This window comes from Streptomyces sp. NPDC001922, assembly GCF_042891165.1.
Classification (GTDB): domain Bacteria; phylum Actinomycetota; class Actinomycetes; order Streptomycetales; family Streptomycetaceae; genus Streptomyces.
In genome coordinates, this window is record NZ_JBIASV010000005.1 from 218093 (window position 1) to 242026 (window position 23934).

A 23934-nucleotide genomic window follows, 5' to 3' on the forward strand; every position below is an offset into this window, starting at 1 on the left:
GCCCATCCATCGAATCCTCTGAATCTCCGTCTTCGGAACCTGCGGAAAGAAGCACCCGTGAAGCCCATGTGTGGCCGTTCACTCAACAGCCGCTTAACCAGACGCGCCATAGGCGCCATCGTGCTGGGACTCAACCTGGCCCTGGTCGGTGGCATGGCCGAGGCCGTTCCGGCCGAGCAGAAGTCCGGGCCCGGGCGTCCCGGCGTGGCCCGGTCGGCCGACCCTGCCCGGGGCAGGGACGCGAAGGCCCTCCCACGGCCGTCCGACCCGACGCGGAAGGCCGCCGTCACCCGACTGGACACGGCCGCCTGGCCGAAGTCCGGGAGCGTGGAGGCCCCCGTCCACCCGAGCAGCGGAAAGCCGGGCAAGCGGGCGAAGGTGACCGCGGGTGGACTGCCCGTCTCGGTCGCCGAGGCCGCCGCGTCCGGCCGGCAGAAGGCAGGCGCTGCACGGCGGCCCGCCGCGGTCCGGGTCACGAACCTGGACACCCGGCGGGCCCGTGCGCTCGGCAGCGCCGCACTGCTGCGCGTACAGCGCACCGACCGGGCCGGCCGGCCGGGCAAGGTCGCGCTCACCGTCGACTACTCGGCCTTCGCCGAGGGCTACGGCGGCAGCTACGGGGCGCGGCTCCACCTGGTGCAGCTCCCCGCCTGCGCGGCGGTGGCCCTCCCGGGCAGCAAGAGCTGCCCCGGACTGCCGGTGCCGCTCGACACGGTGAACGACGCCTCGCGCCGCACCGTGACCGCGGAGGTCACGGCCGCTCCGGCAGCCCCGGGGAAGTCCGCCGGCACCGCCTCCAAGGGACCGCTGGTCGCCCTCGCCGCCGGCACCTCGTCGTCGCAGGGCAGCTACAAGGCCACTCCGCTGGCTCCCTCCGCGAGCTGGAGCGTGTCCAACGCCTCGGGCGGCTTCTCCTGGAACTATCCCGTCCGCACGGTTCCGACCCCGGGCGGTCTGACGCCGTCGATCGGGCTCGGCTACTCCTCGCAGTCCGTCGACGGGCGTACCGCGGTCACCAACAACCAGGGATCGTGGCTGGGCGAGGGGTTCAGCTTCGAGCCGGGCTACATCGAGCGGGCGTACAAGCCGTGCTCCGAGGACGGCCACAAGGACTCCGCCGAGCAGTGCTGGGCGTACGACAACGCCACCATCCTGCTCAACGGCAGCGCCACCCGCCTGGTCAAGGACGACGACGGTGACGACTGGCACCTGGCGGGCGAGAGCGGAGCCAAGGTCCAGCGGCTGACGGGAGCCACCAACGGTGACGACGACGGTGAGCACTGGAAGGTCACCACGACCGACGGCACCCAGTACTTCTTCGGCCTGAACCGCCTGCCGGGCTGGAGCGCCGGCAAGGAGGAGACCGATTCGGCCTGGACGGCCCCGGTCTTCGGCGACGACGCCAAGGAACCCTGCTACAAGGCCGCCTTCAGCAGCGCGCACTGCAAGCAGGCGTGGCGGTGGAACCTCGACTACGTCAAGGACACCCACGGCAATGTGATGTCCTACTTCTACGGGGCCGAGACCAACCACTACGCCCTGAACGGCAAGACGGACGCCAAGGGCACCGCCTACGAGCGCGGGGGCTACCTCAAGCGCATCGACTACGGCCAGCGGGACACCAAGGTCTACGAGGCGAAGGCCCCCGCGCGGGTCTCCTTCACCGTGGCGGAGCGGTGTCTGCCCACGAGCGGTTTCGACTGCGCCCCGGGCAAGCGGACCAAGGCCAACGCCGCGCACTGGCCGGACACCCCGGTCGACCTGGAGTGCAAGGCCGACACCAAGTGCACGGCCGGCCAGTCCGTCCCCTCCTTCTGGACGACGAAGCGGCTCACCGGCATCACCACCCAGATGCGCACCGGCACCGACACCTACACGGATGTCGACGCCTGGACGCTCACCCATCGCTTCACCGACAACGGTGACGACTCCAAGACCCTGTGGCTCGCCGCCATCGATCACGAGGGCAAGGCCGGGAGCGGCAGCGTCAAGATGCCCTCGGTGGAGCTGCAGGGCACCCAGCTCGTCAACCGGGTGGACCGGAACGGCGACAACATCGCCCCCTTCCACCGCTACCGGCTGGGCACGGTGCTCAGCGAGACCGGCTCGCAACTCGACATCAACTACGCGCCGACCGAGTGCACCGCGGGCGCCCTTCCGAAGCCGGGGGAGTCGACCAAGCGGTGCTACCCGGTGCGCTGGGCGCCGCCCGGCCACATCGAGCCGATCACCGACTGGTTCCACAAGTACGTCGTCGCCGAGACCATCGAGACCGACCGCACCGGTGGCGGGGACGACCTGGTCACGGAGTACGACTACCAGGGCGACGCGGCCTGGCGGCACCCCGACCCGGACGGCATCACCGACGAGAAGTACCTGACCTGGGGGCAGTGGCAGGGCTACGGCAAGGTCAAGGTCACCGGTGGTGACGGCGAGACCAAGCCCACCCGGGTCGACTACACCTACCTCCAGGGCATGGACGGGGACAAGAAGCCCGGCGGGGGCACCCGCTCGGAGAAGGTCTCCGACTCGACCGGCAAGGAGTACACCGACTCCGAGGAGTACAACGGCTTCGAGCTGGAAGCCGCGACCTATGACCGGGGCAAGGTCGTCTCCAAGGTCGTCAACGAGCCCTGGAAGCACGTCACCGCGACCGAGACCAGGAGCTGGGCCACCACCCGGGCGAGCATCGTCAAACCGAAGGTGACCCGCGGCTACACGGCCCTGGCCGACGGCCGCTGGCGCACCACGAGGTCCGAGTCCACCTACGACACCGACACCGACACCGGCCGGCTGCTGAGGACGGACGACGACGGAGACCTGGCGAAGGACGACGACCAGACCTGCACCCGCCTCTGGTACGCGGACAACCCCGGCAGCAACCTCTACGAACTGCCCTCCCGCAGCGAGGCGGTGAGCGTCGACTGCTCGAAGACGCCCGACCGCGGGACCCAGGTGACCGCCGACGAGCGCACCTTCTACGACGACGGGAAGTTCGACGAGGCTCCGGCCAGGGGGCTGGCGACCAGGACCGAGCGGCTGACCTCGTACCAGGGGGACACCGCGCGCTACCAGGTCACCGGGACCACCACGTACGACGCCTTCGGCCGCCCCACCCGGCAGAAGGACGCCGCGGAGAACGCGACCTCGACCGACTACACCGAGACCAACGGCCTGCTGACCAGGACGAAGGTGACCAACGCCCTCGGTCACGCCACCACCACCGACTACGCCCCGGCCTGGGGCCAGTCCGCGGGACAGACCGACCCCAACGGCCGGCGCACCGACCTCGGCTACGACGCACTCGGCCGGCTGACCTCGGTGTGGATGCCGGACCGCCCCAAGTCGGAGTCCCCGAGCATCAGGTACTCCTACTCCGTCAGCCGTGACGACATCATCGCCGTCAAGACCGAGAAGGCCGAGATCAGCGGCTCCTTCGGCGTCGAGTACCAGCTCTACGACAGCCTGCTCCGCCCGCGGCAGAAGCAGACCGAGGGGCCGCGCGGCACCCGGATGGTGGCCGACACCTTCCACGACGGCACCGGCAAGATCAAGAAGACCAACTCCACCTACAACGCGGCGGGTGCCCCGTCGCCGAAGCTCCTGACCGTCGCCAACGGTGAGGTCGGCGCGCAGACCCTCTACGAGTACGACGGCCTGGGCCGCACCACCGCGGAGATCTCGCGGGTCGCGGGCCAGGAACAGTGGCGGACCACGACGGTGTACGAGGGCGACCGCACCCGCGTCGACCCGCCGGCCGGCGGCATCCCCACGACCACCCTCACCGACGCGGCCGGCCGCACCACCGAAGTCCGTCACCACCAGGGCGCGGGCCCCACCCCGGAAGGCGCCGGCGGACCGGGCAACGGCTACGACTCCACCGAGTACACCTACACCCGGGCGGGGCAGCTCAAGACGGTCACCGACGCCAAGAAGAACGTCTGGCGTTACGAGTACGACCAGCTCGGGCGGAAGACCAAGAGCGTCGACCCGGACACCGGCACGTCGACCACCGAGTACGACGCACTGGACCGGCCGGTCTCGGCCACCGACAGCCGCGGCAAGCGGATCTCCACGGTCTACGACGAGCTGAGCCGCCCGGTATCGACCTGGGAGGGCGAGCCGAAGACCGGCACCAGACTCACCGAGACCCGCTACGACCGAGCCGGCCGGCTGGGCCACGCCTACGCCTCGCTGCGCTACACCAGCGACACCGAGTACTTCCTGTCGGTCACGCAGGCGGTGGACGAGTACTACCGTCCGGTCAAGACCGCCTACCAGGTGCCGAAGTCCGAAGGGGCGCTCGCGGGCGTCTACACCTTCAGCACCACGTACAACCGCGACGGCACCGTGCAGGGCCTGGGGATGCCCGCGGCGGGCGGACTCGGGTCGGAGGCCGTCGTCTTCACCTACGACGCACTCCAGCGTCCGACGGGCATGCAGGGCGATAAGCCGTACGTCTCGCACACCGTCTACAGCCCCACCAGCCTGGTCCAGCAGCTCGAACTGTCCACCGGCAGCGGCAAGAAGGTCTGGCAGACCTTCGAGTACGAGAAGGGGACGGACCGACTGACGCGCTCGACCGTGGACATCTCGGGTGTCACGGGACCGGCCAAGCAGTCCTTCTACTCCTACGACCAGGCCGGCAACGTCCTGTCGATCGCCGACACGGCGAGCACCACGCCCGATGTGCAGTGCTTCGCCTACGACTCCGCGCAGCGGCTGTCCGAGGCGTGGACGCCGCAGTCGGACGGGGCGGGCGCGGCCGGATCGGGCACGGTCGGCGGACAGCAGAACGGTTCCTCCCCGAAGAGCTGCGGGGCTTCTCCGGGGGAGAAGCCGCTGGGCGGCCCGGCGGCGTACTGGAAGTCGTACACCGTCGACGCGATCGGCAACCGGACCAAGGAGACCGTCCACGACACCGGCCTCGACAAGGCCAAGGACGTGACCCGCTCCTTCACGTACGGCGAGAACAAGGCCGGTCCGCACGCGGTCACCAAGGTCGTGGAGAACACCCCGACCGGTGACCGGCAGTCCTCCTACGGCTACGACCCCGCGGGCAACACCGAGAAGCGCACGGTCGGCGGCAACGCCCAGACCCTGGAATGGAACGCCGAGGGCGACCTCGCGAAGACGAAGGAGGCGGACGGCAAGGAGGCGACCTACCTCTACGACGCCGAGGGCAACCGGGTCATCCGGCGGGACGCGGCCGCCACCACGGTCTACCTGCCGGGCATGGAACTCAGCCTGCCCAAGGGCGGGGAGAAGATCCAGGCCACCCGCTACTACACGTTCGCCGGCCGGACGGTGGCGATCCGCACCGACAAGGGAGACCTCTCCTTCCTCGCCTCCGACCACCACGGCACCGGCGAACTGGCCGTCGACGCCGAAACCGGTGCGGTCTCCCAGCGCCGCTTCGACCCGTACGGCGTGGAGCGCGGCAAGCCCGCGGGTGAATGGCCCGGTGAGAAGGGCTTCGTCGGCGCCACGATCGACGCGCAGACCGGCCTGACCCATATGGGGGCGCGCGAATACGACCCGGGTCTGGGCAAGTTCATCTCGGTCGACCCGGTCATCGACTTCTTCAGTCCGCAGCAGATGAACGGCTACGGGTACGCCAACAACTCTCCCGTCACGCTGTCCGACCCCAGCGGCCTGCTGCCGTGCGCGACGGGCATCCAGCTCAGCTGCGGCCCGTGCAACCCGATCTTCTCCTCCTGCGGGGGCGGAGGCGGCGGTGGCGGTGGTGGTGGTCACGGCGGTGGCGGTGGCGGCGGGGGTGGCGGCCATCAGGACTGGGTCGTCCACCAGGCGCAGCACCAGGTCTACTCCGCACAGCGCAACCTCGGAACGGCGAAGCACCGCGTCGTGCAGGCCGCGAAATCCCTCGTCAAGATCGCCAGAGACATTCTGGGCGTCGACGCCGCGATGGACTGCGTCTCCACCGGAGACCTGGGCTCCTGCGGCGAGACCCTGCTGAATGTCGCGGGCAGCTTCGCCGGCGGACTCGCCGGCAAGATCCTTTCCAAATACGGCATGCCCTGGAACTGGGCGAAGGGAGCCAGACTCACCAAACGCGTCTGGGGCCTGCTCGGCGACCTCGTCGGCGGCGCCAAGGACATGTGGCAGGCGTCCAAGTCACTCGACAAGGCGAAGGACACACTCGCCGCCGCCCGGGCCAAGGCGAAATCCATGGTCGCGAAGGGCAAGGAGCCGACCAAGTGCCATAGCTTCCTGCCAGGCACCAAGGTGCTGCTGTCGGACGGCAGCACCAAGCCGATCGAGGACGTCGAACTCGGCGACAAGGTCACCGTCACCGACCCCGAAACGGGCGAGACCACGACCCGCGAGGTCGTCGGCACCATCGTCACCAAGGACGACAAGCACTTCGTCGACCTGACGATCTCGACGGAGAAGGGCGCGGCCGACGGCCCGGCCAAGGCCGGTATCGACGGGAAGGCCGGTGACGAAGGCAAGGCCGCCGGTGAGCCGGTCAAGGCCGGCAAGAAGACCGCGGCGCTGATATCCACGACCACCCACCCGTTCTGGGTGACATCCGAGAAGCGCTGGATCAAGGCGGGCGACCTCGAGCCCGGCATGACCCTCCGCACCCCGAAGGGCGACCGCGTCACGGTCGAGGGCGTCCGCCACTTCGAGGAGCGGCGCCGGACGCATGACCTCACGATCAGTGGGATTCATACGTACCATGTGCTGGCGGGCGGGGCTCCGGTTCTCGTTCACAATTGTGGAACAGGGCCGAGGGAGGGCGCAGGCCTCGGTCAAGATGAGCTGATGTCGCAGGCAGAAGGCCTGCGAGATGAATACGCTGGCAAAATGGCCGGACTCTCGAACAGGAAGCGTCCAGCGACCGTCACAGCTGGGTATAACAAGGAGACTGGGCAGTACGCTGCTGGTGCTTCGAGTAAGGGTGTCTGTGCAGAAGTGTGTGTTGTGAATCAGTTGGGGGGAGATCCCTCAAAGATCGTGTTCACTTCGGCTGTGCGCCCTCGTACCGGGGCCTCCATCAACATCTGTGTTTCATGTGAAGGCCAGTTTGGGCGTGGTGGATTCAAGGGTGCGGGGACGGTGTTCGATTCTGACGTGCTGAGACTCTTCGATAAATAGGGCACGAGGGTGGAGGGGTGTATGGAGATCGAGTTGACAAGGCACCCGTGGGCCTCGCTTCAGGGAGTGAGCGGTGATGCCCGCGGTCTCGAGTCGGCTATCCGTGACCTGGCTGGGGCAAAGGACCGGGGGACGGCGCTGGAGGCTTCCGGCCGGGTGGAACGCGTGATTTTCGCGCAAGGGCTGCTCTGCGAAGCTTCGACGGCCGTGGCGGCCAGCCTTGTTCACTGCCTCTGGCGCAGTGCGGAGCATTCAGAGGATTTGATTCTCGGATTGCTCTCCGACCTGTCCGCAGCCGTGGTGAACGAGGAAGATCCGGACGTCTACGGGCATGCATCACGAGAGCGATGCATGCAGGAAATCGTTCTCGCCTATCCGGGGTACGTGGAGATCCTTGAAACCGGTTCGAACGTCAACTCCCGCACGGCGTGCATCGACCTCATCCTCATGTGTGGGATCGAGTTCGACTACCTGAGAGATCGGTCGATCCACTACCTGGAAAGCGCGTTGCGGCTTGAGGGCCTGGACGGTCACAGTGCCGTTATCGGCGACTCTCTTACTGATTTGCGGGAGGCGGGTGCGCAGCCGGGGCGCTCATGCTGAAATTGCCACCCCATGTCGGGCATGCCGTCGAGTGAAGAACGGGTTGGGGGGCTACTAGTGGACGCAGAGTCGCAGGATCCGGTGCTCAGCTTGGATCCCGGCACCGTGGCCGCTCTGGAGGCGTCTGGATGGCATCCTGGGCGTCGGGTCGACGTGTCCGCTGAGGTGCAAGCCTTGGAAGCCCGCGGGTACGTCACGAGTCGCACGGTCCTCGGTTTTCTTGAGTCGTTCTCTGGGCTGCGGGTCGAGCCGGTCAATGAACAAGGCCCGAACTTCATCAACGGAGAACCGTTCATCGCCGACCCGGTAGGGGTCGGGAACAGGCATCAAGATGAAGCCGTGGCGATCGGTTCGGCGCTGAACGGGGCTTGGTTCCCCATCGGCTGGTGGCTTAGCTATTCGCATGTCTTCATGGAGCGATCCGGCGCGCTGGTCGCTTGTGCGAATGGCCTCATCTGGAGTCTTGGGGACACACCCCTCGCAGGTCTGGACTTCATGGTGCGAGCCGATCGTCCACTGGTTTGTGTGCATGCCCCTGAGGAGGTGAGGCCGTGGCCGGGCAGTGCTTGACTCCCTCGTTGAACCCCGGACAGTGATGGTCGCCCAACCATCGTTGGCGCGGCGCCCAACCCGGGTGGACTCTGCTGGTTGGCGAGGTTAATGAGGCGCCTGCATGGGTTCTTGCCTCTAGTCAGTGGATCTGGGTGAGCCTTGTGCCTGTCTCTCCAGAGTTGCGTGCAGCACTTCAAAGATTGCGAGCAATTCGGCGCGAAAGGCCCCGAGGTGAGCGCGAAACCGAATCCTTTGCCGTGTGGCGGGAAAGGATTGCAGGCGCGTTGGATTCGCTGGCTGGATTTCTGATCCATCAGGAAGATCGCCAGAGGGCTGAAGCCGAAGCGGCCGCTGCTCGTGCTGAAGCAGCAAGAATCCGTGCCGAACTGGACCAACTGGGCTGATCTCTAGGCGTCTGCCCTGATCCGCTTTTTCCTGCGGCTTCGATCGGGGATGGCCCTGCATGCATCAGAAGCCCCGCCGAGGGTGATTTCGGTGGGGCTTCTGCGCCGTTTGGCGGCAGCATCAGCGGACGCGGCCGCGGCGAGTGGTTAGCGGGTGGGCTATTGGAGTCGTCGTCGGTCAGGCCGACTGCGTGCCCAGGGTGTGGACGGCTTGACGTTGGAGGCGGCGTCCTACGTGGGCGTAGACGCCGGCGGTGACGTCGATGTCGGCGTGACCGAGGCCTGCCCTCCTGCGCCCCGCGCCGCCCCTCACCCCGTCTGCGCAGCAGCCGCCGCCGAAGCCTGCCGGTTCCCCCGCTCCACGATCCGGGAGAACGCGTAGTCCGCGACGTCCTTGCCCGCCTGGCGGGCGCGGGTGTCGGAGGGCTTGACGGGCTTGCCCGAGGTGTAGCCGGAGACCGTGAAGTACGCGTAGCGGCCGACCGAGTTGTAGGTCAGCCGGCAGGCCGTCGCGCGGCAGAAGGACGGTACGCCCTTGCCCGCGAGGGACTGGATGTTGCCCGCGGCCTGGTTCTTGGCCCGGGAGGCCTGGGTCTGGGTGTCGAAGACGGCCACGCCGACCGTGACGGCCACGCCGCTCTTCTCGTACGTCGCCCGGATGACCTGGTCGCAGTCGTTGCGGCTGAGGACGGCACCCAGACGGCTGGAGGCGGCGGAGGCGCAGCTCTTGGTGGCGCCGGAGGCGCCCTTCTTGTACGAGCCGGCGCCCGTCGACATGGTCTCCGCGGGGAAGAGCGTGCCGGCGCTGAGCGGGGCCCGGTCCTTCTCCTTGGTGGATATGAAGTCCCGCGGGTCCGGCGGGGGCGGCGGCGAGACGTCCGAGAAGGAGGGCTCGGGCTGCTGCGGTTCGCTGGGCAGGGTCTGCGGCGACGGGAGGTCCTGGGCGCTGTCGTCCGTGCTGCCCGAGTTCACCACCACGGCCGCGACCACGACCGCCACGGCGGCCGTCGCCAGCGCGCCGCCGCCGATCAGCATGCCCTTGCGGCGGCGGTTGCGGGCTGCCGTGCGGTCCGCCAACGCGCCCCAGTCGGGCGTCGACCGGTTCGATCCGCCGGAGTCCACTGGCCCTCCTTGCCCAAAGCTCATGGCGCGAATCCTAAACCGCTTGGAAGAGCGGGCGTTCAGTGGTGACAATCGATCACCATGGGCCATCTCGAAGCAGCACATGTCGAGTACTACCTTCCCGACGGCCGGGTGTTGCTCGCTGACGCCTCGTTCCGGGTGGGCGAGGGCGCGGCGGTCGCCCTGGTGGGAGCCAACGGGGCGGGCAAGACCACCCTGCTGCGGCTGCTGTCCGGGGAACTCCAGCCGCACGGCGGTTCGGTGACCTCCAGCGGCGGGCTCGGGGTGATGCCGCAGTTCGTCGGCAGCGTGCGGGACGAGAGAACGGTCCGGGACCTCCTCGTGGGGGTGGCGCAGCCGCGGATCCGGCAGGCCGCGAAGGCCGTCGACGAGGCCGAGCTGGCGATCATGACGAAGGACGACGAGGCGGCCCAGCTCGCGTACGCGCAGGCGCTCAGCGACTGGGCGGAGGCCCGCGGCTACGAGGCCGAGACCACCTGGGACATGTGCACCGTGGCCGCGCTGGGGGTCCCGTACGAGCGGGCGCAGTGGCGCCAGGTGCGGACGCTCTCCGGCGGCGAGCAGAAGCGGCTGGTGCTGGAGGCGCTGCTCCGCGGGCCCGAGGAGGTCCTGCTGCTCGACGAGCCGGACAACTATCTGGACGTCCCCGGCAAGCGCTGGCTGGAGGAGCAGCTGGGGCAGACCCGGAAGACCGTGCTGTTCGTCTCGCACGACCGCGAGCTGCTGGCCCGGTCGGCGGAGAAGATCGTCAGTGTGGAGCCCGGCCCGGCCGGGTCGGACGTCTGGGTGCACGGCGGCGGCTTCGGGACGTACCACGAGGCGCGCAAGGAGCGCTTCGCCCGCTTCGAGGAGCTGCGCCGGCGCTGGGACGAGAAGCGCGCCCAGCTGAAGCGGCTGGTGCTGGACATGCAGCAGTACGCGTCCCGGAGCGACGAGATGGCCTCCCGCTACCGCGCCGCGCAGACCCGGCTGCGGAAGTTCGAGGAGGCCGGGCCGCCGCCCGAGCCGCCGCGGGAGCAGGACATCCGGATGCGGCTGCGCGGCGGCCGGACCGGGGTGCGCGCGATGACCTGCGAGAACCTCGAGCTGACGGGGCTGATGAAACCGTTCGACCTGGAGATCTTCTACGGCGAGCGGGTCGCGGTCCTCGGCTCGAACGGCTCCGGGAAGTCGCACTTCCTGCGGCTGCTGGCGGGGGAGGACGTGGCGCACACGGGGGAGTGGAAGCTGGGCGCCCGGGTGGTCCCGGGCCACTTCGCCCAGACCCACGCCCACCCCGAGCTGGAGGGGCGCACCCTGGTCGACATCCTGTGGACCGAGCACGCCCGGGACCGCGGCCGGGCGATGAGCGTGCTGCGCCGCTACGAGCTGGAGCCGCAGGCCGACCAGCCGTTCCAGAAGCTCTCCGGCGGGCAGCAGGCCCGCTTCCAGATCCTGCTGCTGGAGCTGGAGGGGACCACGGCACTGCTGCTGGACGAGCCGACCGACAACCTGGACCTGGAGAGCGCGGAGGCCCTCCAGGAGGGGATGGAGGGGTACGAGGGGACGGTGCTGGCCGTGACGCACGACCGCTGGTTCGCCCGCTCCTTCGACCGCTTCCTGGTGTTCGGGGCGGACGGGGTGGTCCGGGAGACCCCGGAGCCGGTGTGGGACGAGGGCCGGGTGGCCCGGGCGCGCTGACGGCGCCGCGGCCCTCCCGGGCCGGGGCGGCCCCGTGGCCGTCCGGCCCGGGGACTGCAGGGGCACCGCCCCGGTCGGCGGGCCCCACTCCGGGGGTGGTGATCGGGGGCGGGGCTCCTGGTCACAGCGGTGACGTACCGTGATGGACGGGGTGTGACGACGGCGGAAGGGCGCCCTCGTCCGCCAGTGCCCGTGGGGCCGCCGCGTCCGCGGACCCCCGTTCCGCGGAGCCGGGACCCGACCCGCACGGGGTGCCGTCCCGGCGAGGCCGCTGCGCGTACTCCGATCGGGGTGTTTTGACCCGTGCGGGGCGCGGCCGGTATTCTGCCAGTTCGTTATGCGTACTGGCTTGCTCGTTCTCACGTGAGAGGCCGTTACGCCGGTCCACCGGGCCGATGACCAGCGGCAGGTACACGGGTTGCGTCCCCGCGTGCCGCCAAGGCTGTCGTGATCGTCCGGGTGGCCTTGTCAGGACACCACTCACTGAAGAAGCGAAGGCTACGACCGTGCGTACGTTCAGCCCCAAGCCCGGCGATATTCAGCGCCAGTGGCACATCATCGACGCGCAGGACGTTGTCCTGGGCCGTCTGGCGACCCAGGCCGCGACCCTTCTCCGGGGCAAGCACAAGCCGGTTTACGCGCCGCATGTCGACGCCGGTGACTTCGTCGTCATCATCAACGCCGACAAGGTGCACCTCTCCGGCAACAAGCGCGTGCAGAAGATGGCCTACCGCCACTCCGGCTACCCGGGCGGCCTCCGGTCCGTCCGCTACGACGAGCTGCTCGAGAAGAACCCCGAGAAGGCCGTCGAGAAGGCCATCAAGGGCATGCTCCCGAAGAACACCCTGGGCCGTCAGATGCTCTCGAAGCTGAAGGTCTACGCGGGCTCCGAGCACCCGCACGCTGCTCAGCAGCCGGTCCCGTTCGAGATCACCCAGGTCGCGCAGTAGTCCCGGCCACACCCCCTAAGACGAAGAGAATCTGAGGAGAACCGTGGCCGAGACCACCGCCGAGACCCCCATCGAGGTCGAGGAATACACCACCGAGACCGTCGAGTCGGAGTACACCTCCGAGTCGCTCGCGTCCCGCTTCGGCGACCCGCAGCCGGCTGCCGGCCTCGGGCGTCGCAAGAACGCCATCGCCCGTGTCCGCATCGTGCCGGGCACCGGTCAGTGGAAGATCAACGGTCGCACCCTTGAGGGCTACTTCCCGAACAAGGTGCACCAGCAGGAAGTCAACGAGCCCTTCAAGGTGCTCGAGCTGGACGACCGCTACGACGTCATCGCCCGCATCTCGGGTGGCGGCGTCTCCGGCCAGGCCGGTGCCCTGCGTCTGGGTGTCGCCCGTGCGCTGAACGAGGCGGACGTCGACAACAACCGCGGCCCGCTGAAGAAGGCCGGCTTCCTGAGCCGCGACGACCGTGCGGTCGAGCGCAAGAAGGCCGGTCTGAAGAAGGCCCGCAAGGCGCCGCAGTACAGCAAGCGCTAATCGATCGGCTGGCGCGTTTCGCGCCGGCGTTCGATGGACCGCCCCGGCGGCACACCACGTGCTGCCGGGGCGTTCGTTTATGGCCGTCCAGGAGCGTATACAGACAGAAGGCGCTCAATTCCCGACAGTTTCCAAGCAACTCGGAGGACACCAGTGGTACGACTCTTCGGCACGGACGGTGTGCGCGGTGTCGCCAACGCGGATCTGACGGCTGAGCTGGCGCTCGGTCTGTCGGTGGCCGCGGCGCACGTGCTCGCCGAGGCGGGCACGTTCGAGGGCCATCGTCCGACGGCGGTGGTGGGGCGTGATCCGCGTGCGTCCGGGGAGTTCCTGGAGGCCGCCGTGGTGGCCGGTCTCGCCAGCGCGGGCGTGGACGTCCTGCGCGTCGGTGTGCTGCCCACCCCAGCGGTGGCGTATCTCACCGGTGCGCTGGGCGCCGACCTCGGCGTGATGCTCTCCGCCAGCCACAATCCGATGCCGGACAACGGGATCAAGTTCTTCGCCCGCGGTGGGCACAAGCTCGCCGACGAGCTGGAGAACCGGATCGAGTCGGTGTACGGGGCGCACTCCTCCGGTGAGCCCTGGGAGCGCCCCACGGGCGCCGGCGTGGGCCGGGTGCGCAGCTACGACGAGGGCTTCGACAACTACGTCGCGCACCTCATCGGCGTGCTGCCGAACCGGCTCGACGGGCTGAAGGTCGTCCTCGACGAGGCCCACGGTGCCGCCTCCCGGGTCTCCCCGGAGGCGTTCGCGCGGGCCGGTGCCGACGTCGTCACCATCGGTGCCGACCCGGACGGCCTCAACATCAACGACGGTTGCGGCTCCACCCACCTGGACCTGCTCAAGGCCGCGGTGGTCGAGCACGGCGCGGACCTGGGCATCGCGCACGACGGCGACGCGGACCGCTGCCTCGCGGTGGACGCGGCGGGCAACGAGGTCGACGGCGACCAGATCCTGGCCGTCCTGGCCCTCGCCATGCGGGAGACCGACGGCCTGCGGAAGAACACCGTGGTCGGCACGGTGATGTCGAACCTGGGCTTCAAGCTGGCCATGGAGCGCGAGGGCGTCGAGCTGGTGCAGACCGCCGTCGGCGACCGGTACGTCCTGGAGTCGATGAAGGAGCACGGCTACGCCCTGGGCGGCGAGCAGTCCGGCCACGTGATCATCCTCGACCACGCCACGACCGGCGACGGCACCCTGACCGGTCTGATGCTCGCGGCGCGGGTGGCGGCCACCGGCCGTGGCCTGGCGGAGCTCGCGGGCGTCATGGAGCGGCTGCCGCAGGTGCTGATCAACGTCCCGGACGTGGACAAGACCCGGGTGGCGACGTCGACGGAGCTCACGGCGGCCGTCGCGGACGCGGAGCGGGAGCTGGGCACGACGGGGCGGGTGCTGCTGCGGCCGTCCGGTACGGAGCCGCTGGTGCGGGTCATGGTCGAGGCCGCGGACATCGACCAGGCGCGGTCGGTCGCGGGGCGGCTGGCCGACGTGGTGAAGTCCGCGCTGGGGTAGTCCCGGTACGCATCGATTCCGGCCACGGGCCCGGCACCCCCAGGGCGGGGTGCCGGGCCTGTGCCGTTACCGGGGCCTGTGCCGTTACCGGGGGCCGCGGCGACCGCGCTCCGGTGCGGGCCCCGACGGCCGCCCCACCGGCGACGCGCCGCCACCGGCGGCGAGGCCCGACCGGCGGCGAGGCCCGACCGGCGACGGGGCACCCGACAACGGGCCCCCACCGACGACGGGCCCCCACCGACAACGGGCCCCCACCGACGAAGAGGCCCCCGGACCCGCGGCGAAAGCGGGCCCGGGGGCCTCCCCGGTGTGGTGCGGTGATTCAGCCGACGCGGGTCAGCCGAGGGTCGCCAGCGCCTCGTTCAGGATCTTCGACGGGCGCATCACGGCCGCGGCCTTGGCGGTCGCGGGCTGGTAGTAGCCGCCGATGTCGGCCGGCGTGCCCTGGACCGCGATCAGCTCGTCGACGATCGCCTGCTCCTGCTCGGAGAGGGTCTTGGCGAGCTCCGCGAAGGACGCGGCGAGCTGCGTGTCGTCGGTCTGCTTGGCCAGCTCCTGGGCCCAGTACAGGGCCAGGTAGAAGTGGCTGCCGCGGTTGTCGATGCCGCCGAGGCGACGGCTGGGCGACTTGTCCTCGTTGAGGAACGTGGCGGTGGCGCGGTCCAGGGTGTCCGCCAGGACCTGGGCCCGTGCGTTGCCGGTGGTCTGCGCGAGGTGCTCGAAGCTGACCGCCAGCGCGAGGAACTCGCCCAGGCTGTCCCAGCGCAGGTAGTTCTCCTTGACGAGCTGCTGGACGTGCTTGGGCGCCGAGCCGCCGGCCCCGGTCTCGAACAGGCCGCCGCCGTTCATCAGCGGAACGACGGAGAGCATCTTGGCGCTGGTGCCGAGCTCGAGGATCGGGAACAGGTCGGTCAGGTAGTCACGCAGCACGTTGCCGGTCACCGAGATGGTGTTCTCGCCGCGGCGGATCCGCTCCAGCGAGAACGCGATCGCGTCCGCCGGCGCCATGATCTCGATGCGCAGCCCCTCGGTGTCGTGCTCCGGGAGGTACTGCTTCACCTTGGCGATGAGGTTGGCGTCGTGCGCGCGGCCCTCGTCCAGCCAGAACACGGCCGGGTCGCCGGTGGCGCGGGCGCGGGTGACGGCCAGCTTGACCCAGTCCTTGATCGGGTCGTCCTTGGTCTGGCACATCCGGAAGATGTCGCCGGCGCTGACGGTCTGCTCGATCACGGCGTTGTCGTTGCCGTCGAGGACCCGCACGGTGCCCGTGGTCTGCACCTCGAAGGTCTTGTCGTGGCTGCCGTACTCCTCGGCCTTCTGCGCCATCAGGCCGACGTTCGGCACCGAGCCCATGGTGGACGGGTCGAAGGCGCCGTTGGCCCGGCAGTCGTCGATGACGACCTGGTAGATGCCGGCGTAGCTGCTGTCGGGGATGACGGCGAGGGTGTCGGCCTCGTTGCCGTCCGGGCCCCACATGTGGCCGGAGGTGCGGATCATGGCCGGCATCGAGGCGTCGACGATGACGTCGCTCGGCACGTGCAGGTTGGTGATGCCGCGGTCGGAGTCGACCATCGCGAGCTCCGGGCCCTCGGCGAGCTCGGCCTCGAAGGACTCCTTGATCTTCGCGCCCTGCGGCAGCGACTCCAGGCCCTTGAGGATGCCGCCGAGGCCGTCGTTCGGGGTCAGGCCGGCGGCGGCGAGGGTCTCACCGTGCTCGGCGAAGGTCTTCGGGAAGAAGGCCCGGACGACGTGGCCGAAGATGATCGGGTCGGAGACCTTCATCATCGTGGCCTTGAGGTGCACCGAGAACAGCACGCCCTCGGCCTTGGCGCGGGCGACCTGCTCGGTGAGGAACTCGCGCAGCACCGCGACGCGCATGACCGACGCGTCCACGACCTCGCCGGCCAGGACCGGTACCGACTCGCGCAGCACGGTGGTGCTGCCGTCGTCGCCCGCCAGCTCGATGCGGAGCGTGCCCGCCTCCGGCATGACCACGGACTTCTCGGTGGAGCGGAAGTCGTCGGCCGTCATGTGGGCGACGTTGGTCCTGGACTCGGGGGTCCAGGCGCCCATCCGGTGCGGGTGCGCCTTGGCGTAGTTCTTGACCGAGGCGGGGGCGCGGCGGTCGGAGTTGCCCTCGCGCAGGACCGGGTTGACGGCGCTGCCCTTGACCTTGTCGTAACGGGCGCGGATGTCGCGCTCCTCGTCGGTCTTCGGGTCGTCCGGGTAGGCCGGCAGCGCGTAGCCCTGCTCCTGGAGCTCGGCGATCGCGGCCTTCAGCTGCGGGATCGAGGCCGAGATGTTCGGGAGCTTGATGATGTTGGCGCCCGGCGTCTTGGCGAGCTCACCGAGCTGGGCGAGGGCGTCGTCGATGCGCTGGCCCTCCTCCAGGTGCTCGGGGAAGCTCGCGATGATCCGCCCGGCCAGGGAGATGTCGCGGCTCTCGACACTGACCCCGGCCGTCGAGGCGTATGCCTGGATCACCGGCAGGAACGAGTACGTCGCCAGGGCGGGGGCCTCGTCGGTGTGCGTGTAGATGATGGTCGAGTCAGTCATCGATACTCCGCTTCACGTCTCTAATCGTCTCGATGTCAAGATATCTCGTGAGTGCCCCCTCCCGACACCGCCCCCTCGCGCCGGGGTCGCGGGGCCGCCCGCACGGCCTGTCCCGGCCTGCGGGGCGGACCACCCGGGACGTCGGCCCCCTTCAGCCGCGCGGGGCACGGTCCGGGCGCCCGGTACGCAGGGTACGGACCATGGCCGGAAACCGTCGCCGCTCAGCCCCGCACGGGCGGCGTGAGCCTGCGCTGCCGGGCCCAGAGCGCCTTCTGCACGATCAGGGTGAGTGTCCCGGCGAGGACGATGCCCGCCAGGTTGAGCAGCAGCTGTTCGCTGGAGCCGCGGGCCTGGGCGTACTGCCCGTAGCTCAGCGCCACGGCGGCGTTGGCGGCGGCCGGGACGGTCGTCACGGAGATCGCCACGCCGACCAGCGCCCCGGACTTCGAGGAGGTCAGGGAGAGCGTCCCGGCGATCCCGGCGAGGACCGCCACCACGAAGGAGAACGCGTCCGGCTGCCAGATGAAGTCGGTGTTCGGGCGCTCGCTCGTCACATCGGAGGAGTGGAACAGCCCGAGCGCGTCCATGAGCAGGCTGAAGCCGGTGGTCAGGACCATGGCGACGGCGAAGCCGAGGAGCAGCGCCACCAGCGAGCGCCAGGCGAGCCGCGGTGCCCGCTGCACCACCGCCGTGCAGACCCCGGCGAGCGGCCCGAATTCCGGGCCGACTGCCATCGCGCCGACGATGAGGACGGCGTTGTCGAGGACCACACCGCACGCCGCGATCATGGTCGCCACGGTGAGGAATGCCAGATAGGTCGCCGACAGCGTGGACTCCTCGTGCGTGGCGTCCTCCAGGTGCTCCCACAGCACGGCGTCCGCGCCCTCGCCGGGCGCCTCCTCCTCCGCCCGGTCGGCCCGCTCGGACAGCGAGAGGTCGATATTCTCCAGCGAGATGGAGCCGGTCGCGTGGATGCCCAGCGCGCGCAGGGCGCCGAGCAGCTCGTCCGCGGCCTCCCGGGCGACATCGCAGAGCACCATGTCCCCGGCGGGGTCGCGGGCGGCGCCGGTCAGCACGGCGAGGTGGGCGGTGCCGACCGTCCGCTCCAGCAGGGCGACGACCTCGTCGGTGCGGTCGGCGGGGACGATCAGGCGCAGGTGCAGCATGGGGGCACGCTACGTGCCGCACCCGCGCCACGTCAGCCGCGGACGGGGGACGCATCAGCCGCGGAGCGGGAAGCATCGGCCACGGAGCGGGAACGCCTCGGCCGCGGAGCGGGGGAGGGGCCGCACGCGCGCCGCGACGGCGCCCGGGCCCCCGGCGCACCCGGCCCCCGGGCGTCAGGAAACGCTCGGTCCCCGCCCGCCGCTACAGCTTCCGCAGGCTGAGCCGCTGCACCTTGTGGTCCGGCCCCTTGCGCAGGACGAGTGTGGCGCGGCTGCGGGTGGGCGCGACGTTCTGCTCCAGGTTCGGCCGGTTGATGGTGCGCCACATCAGCCGGGCGTAGTCCAGCGCCTCGTCCTCGGAGACCTGGGTGTACTTGCGGAAGTACGAGAACGGGTTCTGGAACGCCGTTTGGCGCAGCTGGCGGAAGCGCCCCAGGTACCAGCGCTCGATGTCCTCCGCGCGCGCGTCCACGTAGACGCTGAAGTCGAAGAAGTCCGCGAGGCCCAGCCGGGTGCGGCCGTCCTTGCCGGGCAGGGCGGGCTGGAGGACGTTGAGCCCCTCGACGATGAGGATGTCCGGCCTGCGCACGGTCAGCCGCTCGCCGGGCACGATGTCGTAGACCAGGTGCGAGTAGACCGGCGCGGTCACCTCGTCCTTGCCGGACTTCACATCGGCGACGAAGCGGGTCAGGGCGCGGCGGTCGTAGGACTCCGGGAAGCCCTTGCGGGACATCAGTCCGCGCCGGTGCAGCTCGGCGTTGGGCAGCAGGAAACCGTCGGTGGTGACCAGCTCCACCCGCGGGTGTTCGGGCCAGCGCGCCAGCAGCGCCTGGAGGAGCCGGGCCGTCGTCGACTTGCCGACCGCGACACTGCCCGCGACGCCGATCACGAACGGGGTCCCGGGCTGGGAGCCGTGGCCGTTGCCCGCGTCACCGAGGAAGGTGTTCAGCGCGCCCCGCAGATTGCTGGTGGCGCCCACGTAGAGGTTGAGCAGCCGGGACAACGGCAGATAGACGTCGCGGACCTCGTCGAGGTCGATGACGTCCCCCAGCCCGCGCAGCCGTTCCACCTCCTCCGCGCTGAGGGGCAGCGGCGTCCGCTCCCGGAGGGCACTCCACTCGGCGCGGGTGAGGTCCACATACGGGCTCGTCTCGGCCCGACGCTGGGTGCTGCGCGCTGGAGAGGTGATCACACGTTTCATTGTGTTCGCTCGGCGGACGGCGCGGGGCGTGGCGTCGCTCACGCCCCGCTGTGCCCGGCCGGTCACCTGCTGGTCCTCGCCGGGTGGAATGTCAGTGGTGTGCGTCACAGTTGTGGGAGGTGTGGAAGCCGATGCACCCGTACCGGAGTCGAGGGGAAGCCCATGACGTACGCGATCCAGGCGGAGGGCCTGGCCAAACGGTTCAAGGAGACCCAGGCGCTGGCCGGCGTGGATCTGGCCGCGCGCTCCGGCACCGTGCTCGGCATGCTGGGCCCCAACGGGGCGGGCAAGACGACCGCGGTCCGGATCTTCGCGACGCTGATCCGCCCGGACGCCGGCCGCGCGACGGTCGCCGGGCACGACGTCCTGCGCGAGCCCGGCCTGGTCCGCTCCGTCGTGGGGCTGACCGGGCAGTACGCCGCGGTCGACGAGAATCTGACCGGCACCGAGAATCTGCTGCTCATCGGCCGCCTCCTGGGCCTGCCGCGGGGCGAGGCGCGGGCCCGGGCCGGGGAGCTGCTGGACCGTTTTCAGCTGAGTGACGCCGCGGGCCGCGCGGCGAAGACGTTCTCCGGCGGTATGCGGCGGCGGCTGGACCTGGCGGCCAGCCTGGTCGGCCGGCCGCAGATCCTGTTCCTCGACGAGCCGACGACCGGGCTCGACCCGCACAGCCGCATCGAGCTGTGGGAGCTGGTGCGCGGTCTGGTCGCGGACGGTGTCACGGCGCTGCTCACCACCCAGTACCTGAATGAGGCGGACCAGCTCGCCGACGACATCGTGGTGATCGACAAGGGCAAGGTGATCGCCGAGGGCACCCCGGACCAGCTGAAGTCGGCGGTGGGCGGCCAGGTGCTCCAGCTGCGGCCGGTGGCCGCGGAGGACCTCCCGTCGGCCCACGCCCTCGTGGTGGAGGCCGCGGGGCCGCAGACGCAGATCGAGGGCGAGGTGATCACCGCTCCGGTCAAGGACCCCGCGCTGATGCCCGCCGTCGTGCGGCGGCTGGACCAGGCCGGGATCGCGGTGGGCGAGCTGACCCTGCGCCGCTCCAGCCTCGACGAGGTGTTCCTGGCGCTCACCGGCCACAAGGCCGAGCCGACGACGGACGAGGGGCCCTCCGAGGAGGACGGCTACGCGAAGGTGGCGAGCTCGGCATGACCGCCGGGGCGGTCGCCGCACCGCTGACCAAGAGCGGCCGGGTGCGCCCCGGTGCGGCGCTTCAGCAGATCGTCACCATGGCGTGGCGCAGCCTGGTGTCCGTGAAGCACAACCCGCTGGAACTGGTCGACTTCAGCATCACGCCGATCATGTTCGTCTTCCTGTTCACCTTTGTCTTCGGTGGCCAGATGGCGGGGTCGCCCGAGGAGTACCTGCAGTACGCCCTGGCGGGCATCATCGTGCAGAACACCCTGTTCATGACCATGTACACCGCCATGGCGCTGAACTCCGACCTCACCAAGGGGGTGTTCGACCGGCTGCGCAGTCTGCCGATCGCCCGGTCGGCCCCGCTGTTCGGCCGGATCGCCGCCGATCTCGCCAAGCAGCTCTGGGCGATGCTGCTGATGATCGGCCTGGGCATGCTGCTGGGCTTCCGGATCACCACCGGGCTCGACGGGTTCCTCGCCGCCGCGCTGCTGCTGGTGACGTTCGCCGCGGCCGTGTCGTGGGCCGCGGTGCTCATCGGCATGCTGGCGGGCGACCCGGAGAAGGTGCAGGTCTTCGCCTTCACCATCATCTTCCCGATCACCTTCACCAGCAGCGCGTTCGTGCAGGTCGACACCATGCCCGGCTGGCTCCAGGCCTGGGTCGACGTCAATCCGGTGACCCATCTCTCCGACGCCTTCCGCGGTCTGCTGACCGGCGGCGAGGTGGCCGGGCCGGTCCTCTGGTCGCTGCTGTGGGCGGCGGCGATCGCGGCGGTGTTCATACCGCTCGCCCTCCGCGCCTATCGGGCACGCGTCTGATCGGGGCACATCCGAACAACCGGCCGTCCTCCGTACGAGGTCTATCGGTACGGGGCATTCGGCGCTAGCTTCCGAATGTCAGGGGGACGAGCCGTAGATCGCCATGTGCCACGAGAGGACCGTTATGTCCGCACGCCTTCGTGATCTCATCGGCCGAGGGGGCGACGGCCGCCGGACCGCGCGGGACGGCCGCGGCCGCGGCGGCCGGGCCCGTTCGGCGGTGGTGCCGGGGCCGAGGGATCCGGGGGAGGACTTCGCCGGCCGGGTGCGCAGCGAACTGGCCGCCGACCTGCCGGACGAGGACCTCGGCGAGGAGCTGACCGACTGTCTCGACATGTACGAGATGGGCAGCAAGCCGCGCTGCGAGGAGGTCGAGTACCTGGACCTCGTGCAGGAGGCCATCGACCGGATCGACCGGGGCTGCTGACGTCGGGTCGGGTGGTCCGGGCGCCGGTCTCCGGAGCCGCCGGACCGCGAAGCCACTGGGAGCCGGGGCCGCCCGGCCCCGGGCGCCCCGGGAGGCCGTCGGCCCGGACCGGCCGGGAGGCCCGGCGCGCTCCGCCGTACCGGGCGGGGCGCGGACAGGTGCGTCCGGGCCGGACACGTAGGCTGCCCGCATGTGCGGAATCGTTGGGTATGTGGGAGGGCAGTCCGCCCTCGACGTCGTCATCGCCGGACTGAAGCGCCTGGAGTACCGGGGGTACGACTCGGCCGGGGTCGCCGTCCTCGCCGACGGCGGACTCGCGGCGGCCAAGAAGGCGGGCAAGCTCGCCAACCTGGAGAAGGAGTTGGCGACCCGGCCGCTGCCGAGCGGCGGCACCGGCATCGGGCACACCCGCTGGGCCACCCACGGCGCGCCCAATGACGTCAACGCCCACCCGCACCTGGACAACTCCGGCCGGGTCTCGGTCGTCCACAACGGCATCATCGAGAACTTCGCCTCGCTGCGCGCCGAACTGGCCGAGCGGGGACACACCCTGGAGTCCGAGACGGACACCGAGGTGGTGGCGCACCTGCTGGCCGAGTCGTTCTCCTCGTGCAACGACCTGGCGGAGGCCATGCGTCTGGTGTGCCGCCGGCTCGACGGCGCGTTCACCCTGGTCGCCGTGCACGCGGACGCCCCGGACGTGGTGGTCGGCGCGCGCCGCAACTCCCCGCTGGTGGTCGGCGTCGGGGACGGCGAGGCGTTCCTCGCCTCCGACGTCGCCGCGTTCATCGCGCACACCCGGGAGGCCGTCGAACTCGGCCAGGACCAGGTCGTCGAACTGCGCCGGGACGGGGTGACGGTGACCGACTTCGACGGCGCACCGGCCGACGTCCGGGCGTACCACGTGGACTGGGACGCCTCCGCCGCCGAGAAGGGCGGCTACGACTACTTCATGCTCAAGGAGATCGCCGAGCAGCCGAAGGCCGTCGCCGACACCCTGCTGGGCCGGATCGACGCCGCGGGCAGCCTGCACCTGGACGAGGTCCGCATCCCCGCCTCGGTGCTCCGGGAGATCGACAAGATCGTCATCGTGGCGTGCGGCACCGCCTTCCACGCGGGCATGATCGCGAAGTACGCGATCGAGCACTGGACCCGGGTCCCCTGCGAGACGGAGCTGGCCAGCGAATTCCGCTACCGGGACCCGATCCTGGACCCCCGCACCCTGGTCATCGCCATCTCGCAGTCCGGCGAGACCATGGACACCCTCATGGCGCTGCGGCACGCGCGCGAGCAGGGAGCGAAGGTCCTCGCCATCTGCAACACCAACGGCTCGACCATTCCCCGGGAGTCGGACGCCGTCCTCTACACCCACGCCGGCCCGGAGGTGGCCGTCGCGTCGACCAAGGCGTTCCTGACGCAGCTGGTCGCCTGCTACCTGGTGGCGCTCTACCTCGGGCAGGTGCGGGGCACCAAGTGGGGCGACGAGATCCGGTCCGTGATCCGCGAGCTGTCCGCGATCGGCACCCAGGTCGACGAGGTGCTGGGAACCATGGAGCCGGTCCGGGAGCTGGCGCGCACGCTCTCCGACAAGGACACGGTGCTCTTCCTCGGCCGTCACGTGGGCTACCCGGTCGCCCTGGAGGGCGCGCTCAAGCTCAAGGAACTGGCGTACATGCACGCCGAGGGCTTCGCCGCGGGCGAGCTCAAGCACGGCCCGATCGCGCTGATCGAGGAGGACGTGCCGGTGGTGGTGGTCGTGCCGTCGCCGCGCGGACGCTCGGTGCTGCACGACAAGATCGTCTCCAACATCCAGGAGATCCGGGCCCGTGGCGCGCGGACCATCGTGATCGCGGAGGAGGGCGACGAGACCGTCGCCCCGTACGCCGACCACCTGATCCGCATCCCGGCCACGCCGACGCTGCTCCAGCCGCTGGTGGCGACGGTGCCGCTGCAGGTCTTCGCCTGCGAGCTGGCGACGGCCCGGGGCAACGAGGTCGACCAGCCGCGGAACCTCGCCAAGTCGGTGACGGTCGAGTGACCGCAGCCGCCACCACGGCTCCGTCGCCCGCTCCGGTGCCTCCCGGGGCGCTTTCCGCCGTGCGGCCCGCGGCGGGGC

15 protein-coding genes are annotated in these 23934 nt (G+C 70.2%); 11 read left to right on the top strand and 4 right to left on the bottom strand.

Annotated elements, in window-relative coordinates:
• The first annotated feature begins 120 nt into the window (after positions 1-120).
• From ACFYYR_RS10955 to ACFYYR_RS10965, 3 genes are read left to right on the top strand one after another with little or no spacing between them, the layout of a single operon-like run.
• The gene (locus ACFYYR_RS10955; protein ID WP_388849806.1) at positions 121-7125 is read left to right on the top strand and encodes an RHS repeat-associated core domain-containing protein; all 7005 of its coding nucleotides are present in this window, start codon (positions 121-123) and stop codon (positions 7123-7125) included.
• Positions 7126-7146: 21 nt separating this feature from the next.
• Positions 7147-7728: a hypothetical protein gene (locus ACFYYR_RS10960; RefSeq protein WP_388849809.1), complete on the top strand. Its 582-nt coding sequence runs from the start codon at positions 7147-7149 to the stop codon at positions 7726-7728.
• A 57-nt stretch (positions 7729-7785) separates the two neighbouring features.
• Positions 7786-8298 (top strand): SUKH-3 domain-containing protein, encoded by a 513-nt coding sequence (locus ACFYYR_RS10965; RefSeq protein ID WP_388849812.1) that lies wholly within the window; start codon positions 7786-7788, stop codon positions 8296-8298.
• 695 nt (positions 8299-8993) lie between these two features.
• Here the strand turns inward: ACFYYR_RS10965 and ACFYYR_RS10970 are convergent.
• Complete coding sequence (locus ACFYYR_RS10970; RefSeq protein WP_388849815.1) at positions 8994-9830, bottom strand: hypothetical protein; 837 nt, start codon at positions 9828-9830, stop codon at positions 8994-8996.
• A gap of 57 nt (positions 9831-9887) precedes the next feature.
• On the opposite strand from ACFYYR_RS10970, the gene ACFYYR_RS10975 reads away from it, so the two are divergent.
• The 4 genes from ACFYYR_RS10975 to glmM all read left to right on the top strand — a co-directional run bounded on the left by ACFYYR_RS10975 (position 9888) and on the right by glmM (position 14507).
• Positions 9888-11507 (top strand): ABC-F family ATP-binding cassette domain-containing protein, encoded by a 1620-nt coding sequence (locus ACFYYR_RS10975; RefSeq protein ID WP_388849818.1) that lies wholly within the window; start codon positions 9888-9890, stop codon positions 11505-11507.
• 506 nt (positions 11508-12013) lie between these two features.
• The gene (rplM, locus tag ACFYYR_RS10980; protein WP_351511206.1) at positions 12014-12457 is read left to right on the top strand and encodes a 50S ribosomal protein L13; all 444 of its coding nucleotides are present in this window, start codon (positions 12014-12016) and stop codon (positions 12455-12457) included.
• Between the two features lie 43 nt (positions 12458-12500).
• Positions 12501-12995: a 30S ribosomal protein S9 gene (gene rpsI / locus ACFYYR_RS10985; protein WP_351511208.1), complete on the top strand. Its 495-nt coding sequence runs from the start codon at positions 12501-12503 to the stop codon at positions 12993-12995.
• 153 nt (positions 12996-13148) lie between these two features.
• Positions 13149-14507: a phosphoglucosamine mutase gene (glmM, locus tag ACFYYR_RS10990; RefSeq protein WP_388849822.1), complete on the top strand. Its 1359-nt coding sequence runs from the start codon at positions 13149-13151 to the stop codon at positions 14505-14507.
• A 336-nt stretch (positions 14508-14843) separates the two neighbouring features.
• On the opposite strand, the gene ACFYYR_RS10995 is transcribed toward glmM, so the two are convergent.
• The 3 genes from ACFYYR_RS10995 to coaA form a co-directional block, all read right to left on the bottom strand.
• The gene (locus ACFYYR_RS10995) at positions 14844-17063 is read right to left on the bottom strand and encodes an NADP-dependent isocitrate dehydrogenase (protein WP_388849825.1); all 2220 of its coding nucleotides are present in this window, start codon (positions 17061-17063) and stop codon (positions 14844-14846) included.
• 221 nt (positions 17064-17284) lie between these two features.
• Positions 17285-18229 (bottom strand): DUF389 domain-containing protein, encoded by a 945-nt coding sequence (locus ACFYYR_RS11000; protein WP_388849827.1) that lies wholly within the window; start codon positions 18227-18229, stop codon positions 17285-17287.
• A gap of 202 nt (positions 18230-18431) precedes the next feature.
• Positions 18432-19430 (bottom strand): type I pantothenate kinase, encoded by a 999-nt coding sequence (coaA, locus tag ACFYYR_RS11005; RefSeq protein WP_388849830.1) that lies wholly within the window; start codon positions 19428-19430, stop codon positions 18432-18434.
• A 162-nt stretch (positions 19431-19592) separates the two neighbouring features.
• On the opposite strand from coaA, the gene ACFYYR_RS11010 reads away from it, so the two are divergent.
• From ACFYYR_RS11010 to glmS, 4 genes are all read left to right on the top strand, one after another.
• On the top strand, positions 19593-20585 hold the full coding sequence (locus ACFYYR_RS11010; protein ID WP_388849833.1) for an ATP-binding cassette domain-containing protein: 993 nt from the start codon (positions 19593-19595) through the stop codon (positions 20583-20585).
• Positions 20582-21391: an ABC transporter permease gene (locus tag ACFYYR_RS11015; protein WP_388849836.1), complete on the top strand. Its 810-nt coding sequence runs from the start codon at positions 20582-20584 to the stop codon at positions 21389-21391. The genes ACFYYR_RS11010 and ACFYYR_RS11015 overlap by 4 nt, the downstream gene beginning before the upstream one ends.
• Before the next feature lie 124 nt (positions 21392-21515).
• Positions 21516-21818, top strand: coding sequence for a hypothetical protein (locus ACFYYR_RS11020; protein WP_388849839.1), 303 nt, complete (start codon positions 21516-21518; stop codon positions 21816-21818).
• Between the two features lie 190 nt (positions 21819-22008).
• Entirely contained in the window at positions 22009-23856 is a 1848-nt protein-coding gene (glmS, locus tag ACFYYR_RS11025) for a glutamine--fructose-6-phosphate transaminase (isomerizing) (protein WP_388849842.1), read from the top strand.
• Positions 23857-23934: the final 78 nt, after the last annotated feature.

Coding starts and splice junctions, on each gene's coding strand:
- ACFYYR_RS10995 (WP_388849825.1), bottom strand. CDS start 17,063: ATGACTGACTCGACCATCATCTACACGCACACCGACGAGGCCCCCGCC.
- glmS (WP_388849842.1), top strand. CDS start 22,009: ATGTGCGGAATCGTTGGGTATGTGGGAGGGCAGTCCGCCCTCGACGTC.
- ACFYYR_RS10960 (WP_388849809.1), top strand. CDS start 7,147: ATGGAGATCGAGTTGACAAGGCACCCGTGGGCCTCGCTTCAGGGAGTG.
- ACFYYR_RS11000 (WP_388849827.1), bottom strand. CDS start 18,229: ATGCTGCACCTGCGCCTGATCGTCCCCGCCGACCGCACCGACGAGGTC.
- ACFYYR_RS10975 (WP_388849818.1), top strand. CDS start 9,888: ATGGGCCATCTCGAAGCAGCACATGTCGAGTACTACCTTCCCGACGGC.
- ACFYYR_RS10970 (WP_388849815.1), bottom strand. CDS start 9,830: ATGAGCTTTGGGCAAGGAGGGCCAGTGGACTCCGGCGGATCGAACCGG.
- ACFYYR_RS11015 (WP_388849836.1), top strand. CDS start 20,582: ATGACCGCCGGGGCGGTCGCCGCACCGCTGACCAAGAGCGGCCGGGTG.
- ACFYYR_RS11010 (WP_388849833.1), top strand. CDS start 19,593: ATGACGTACGCGATCCAGGCGGAGGGCCTGGCCAAACGGTTCAAGGAG.
- ACFYYR_RS11020 (WP_388849839.1), top strand. CDS start 21,516: ATGTCCGCACGCCTTCGTGATCTCATCGGCCGAGGGGGCGACGGCCGC.
- coaA (WP_388849830.1), bottom strand. CDS start 19,430: ATGAAACGTGTGATCACCTCTCCAGCGCGCAGCACCCAGCGTCGGGCC.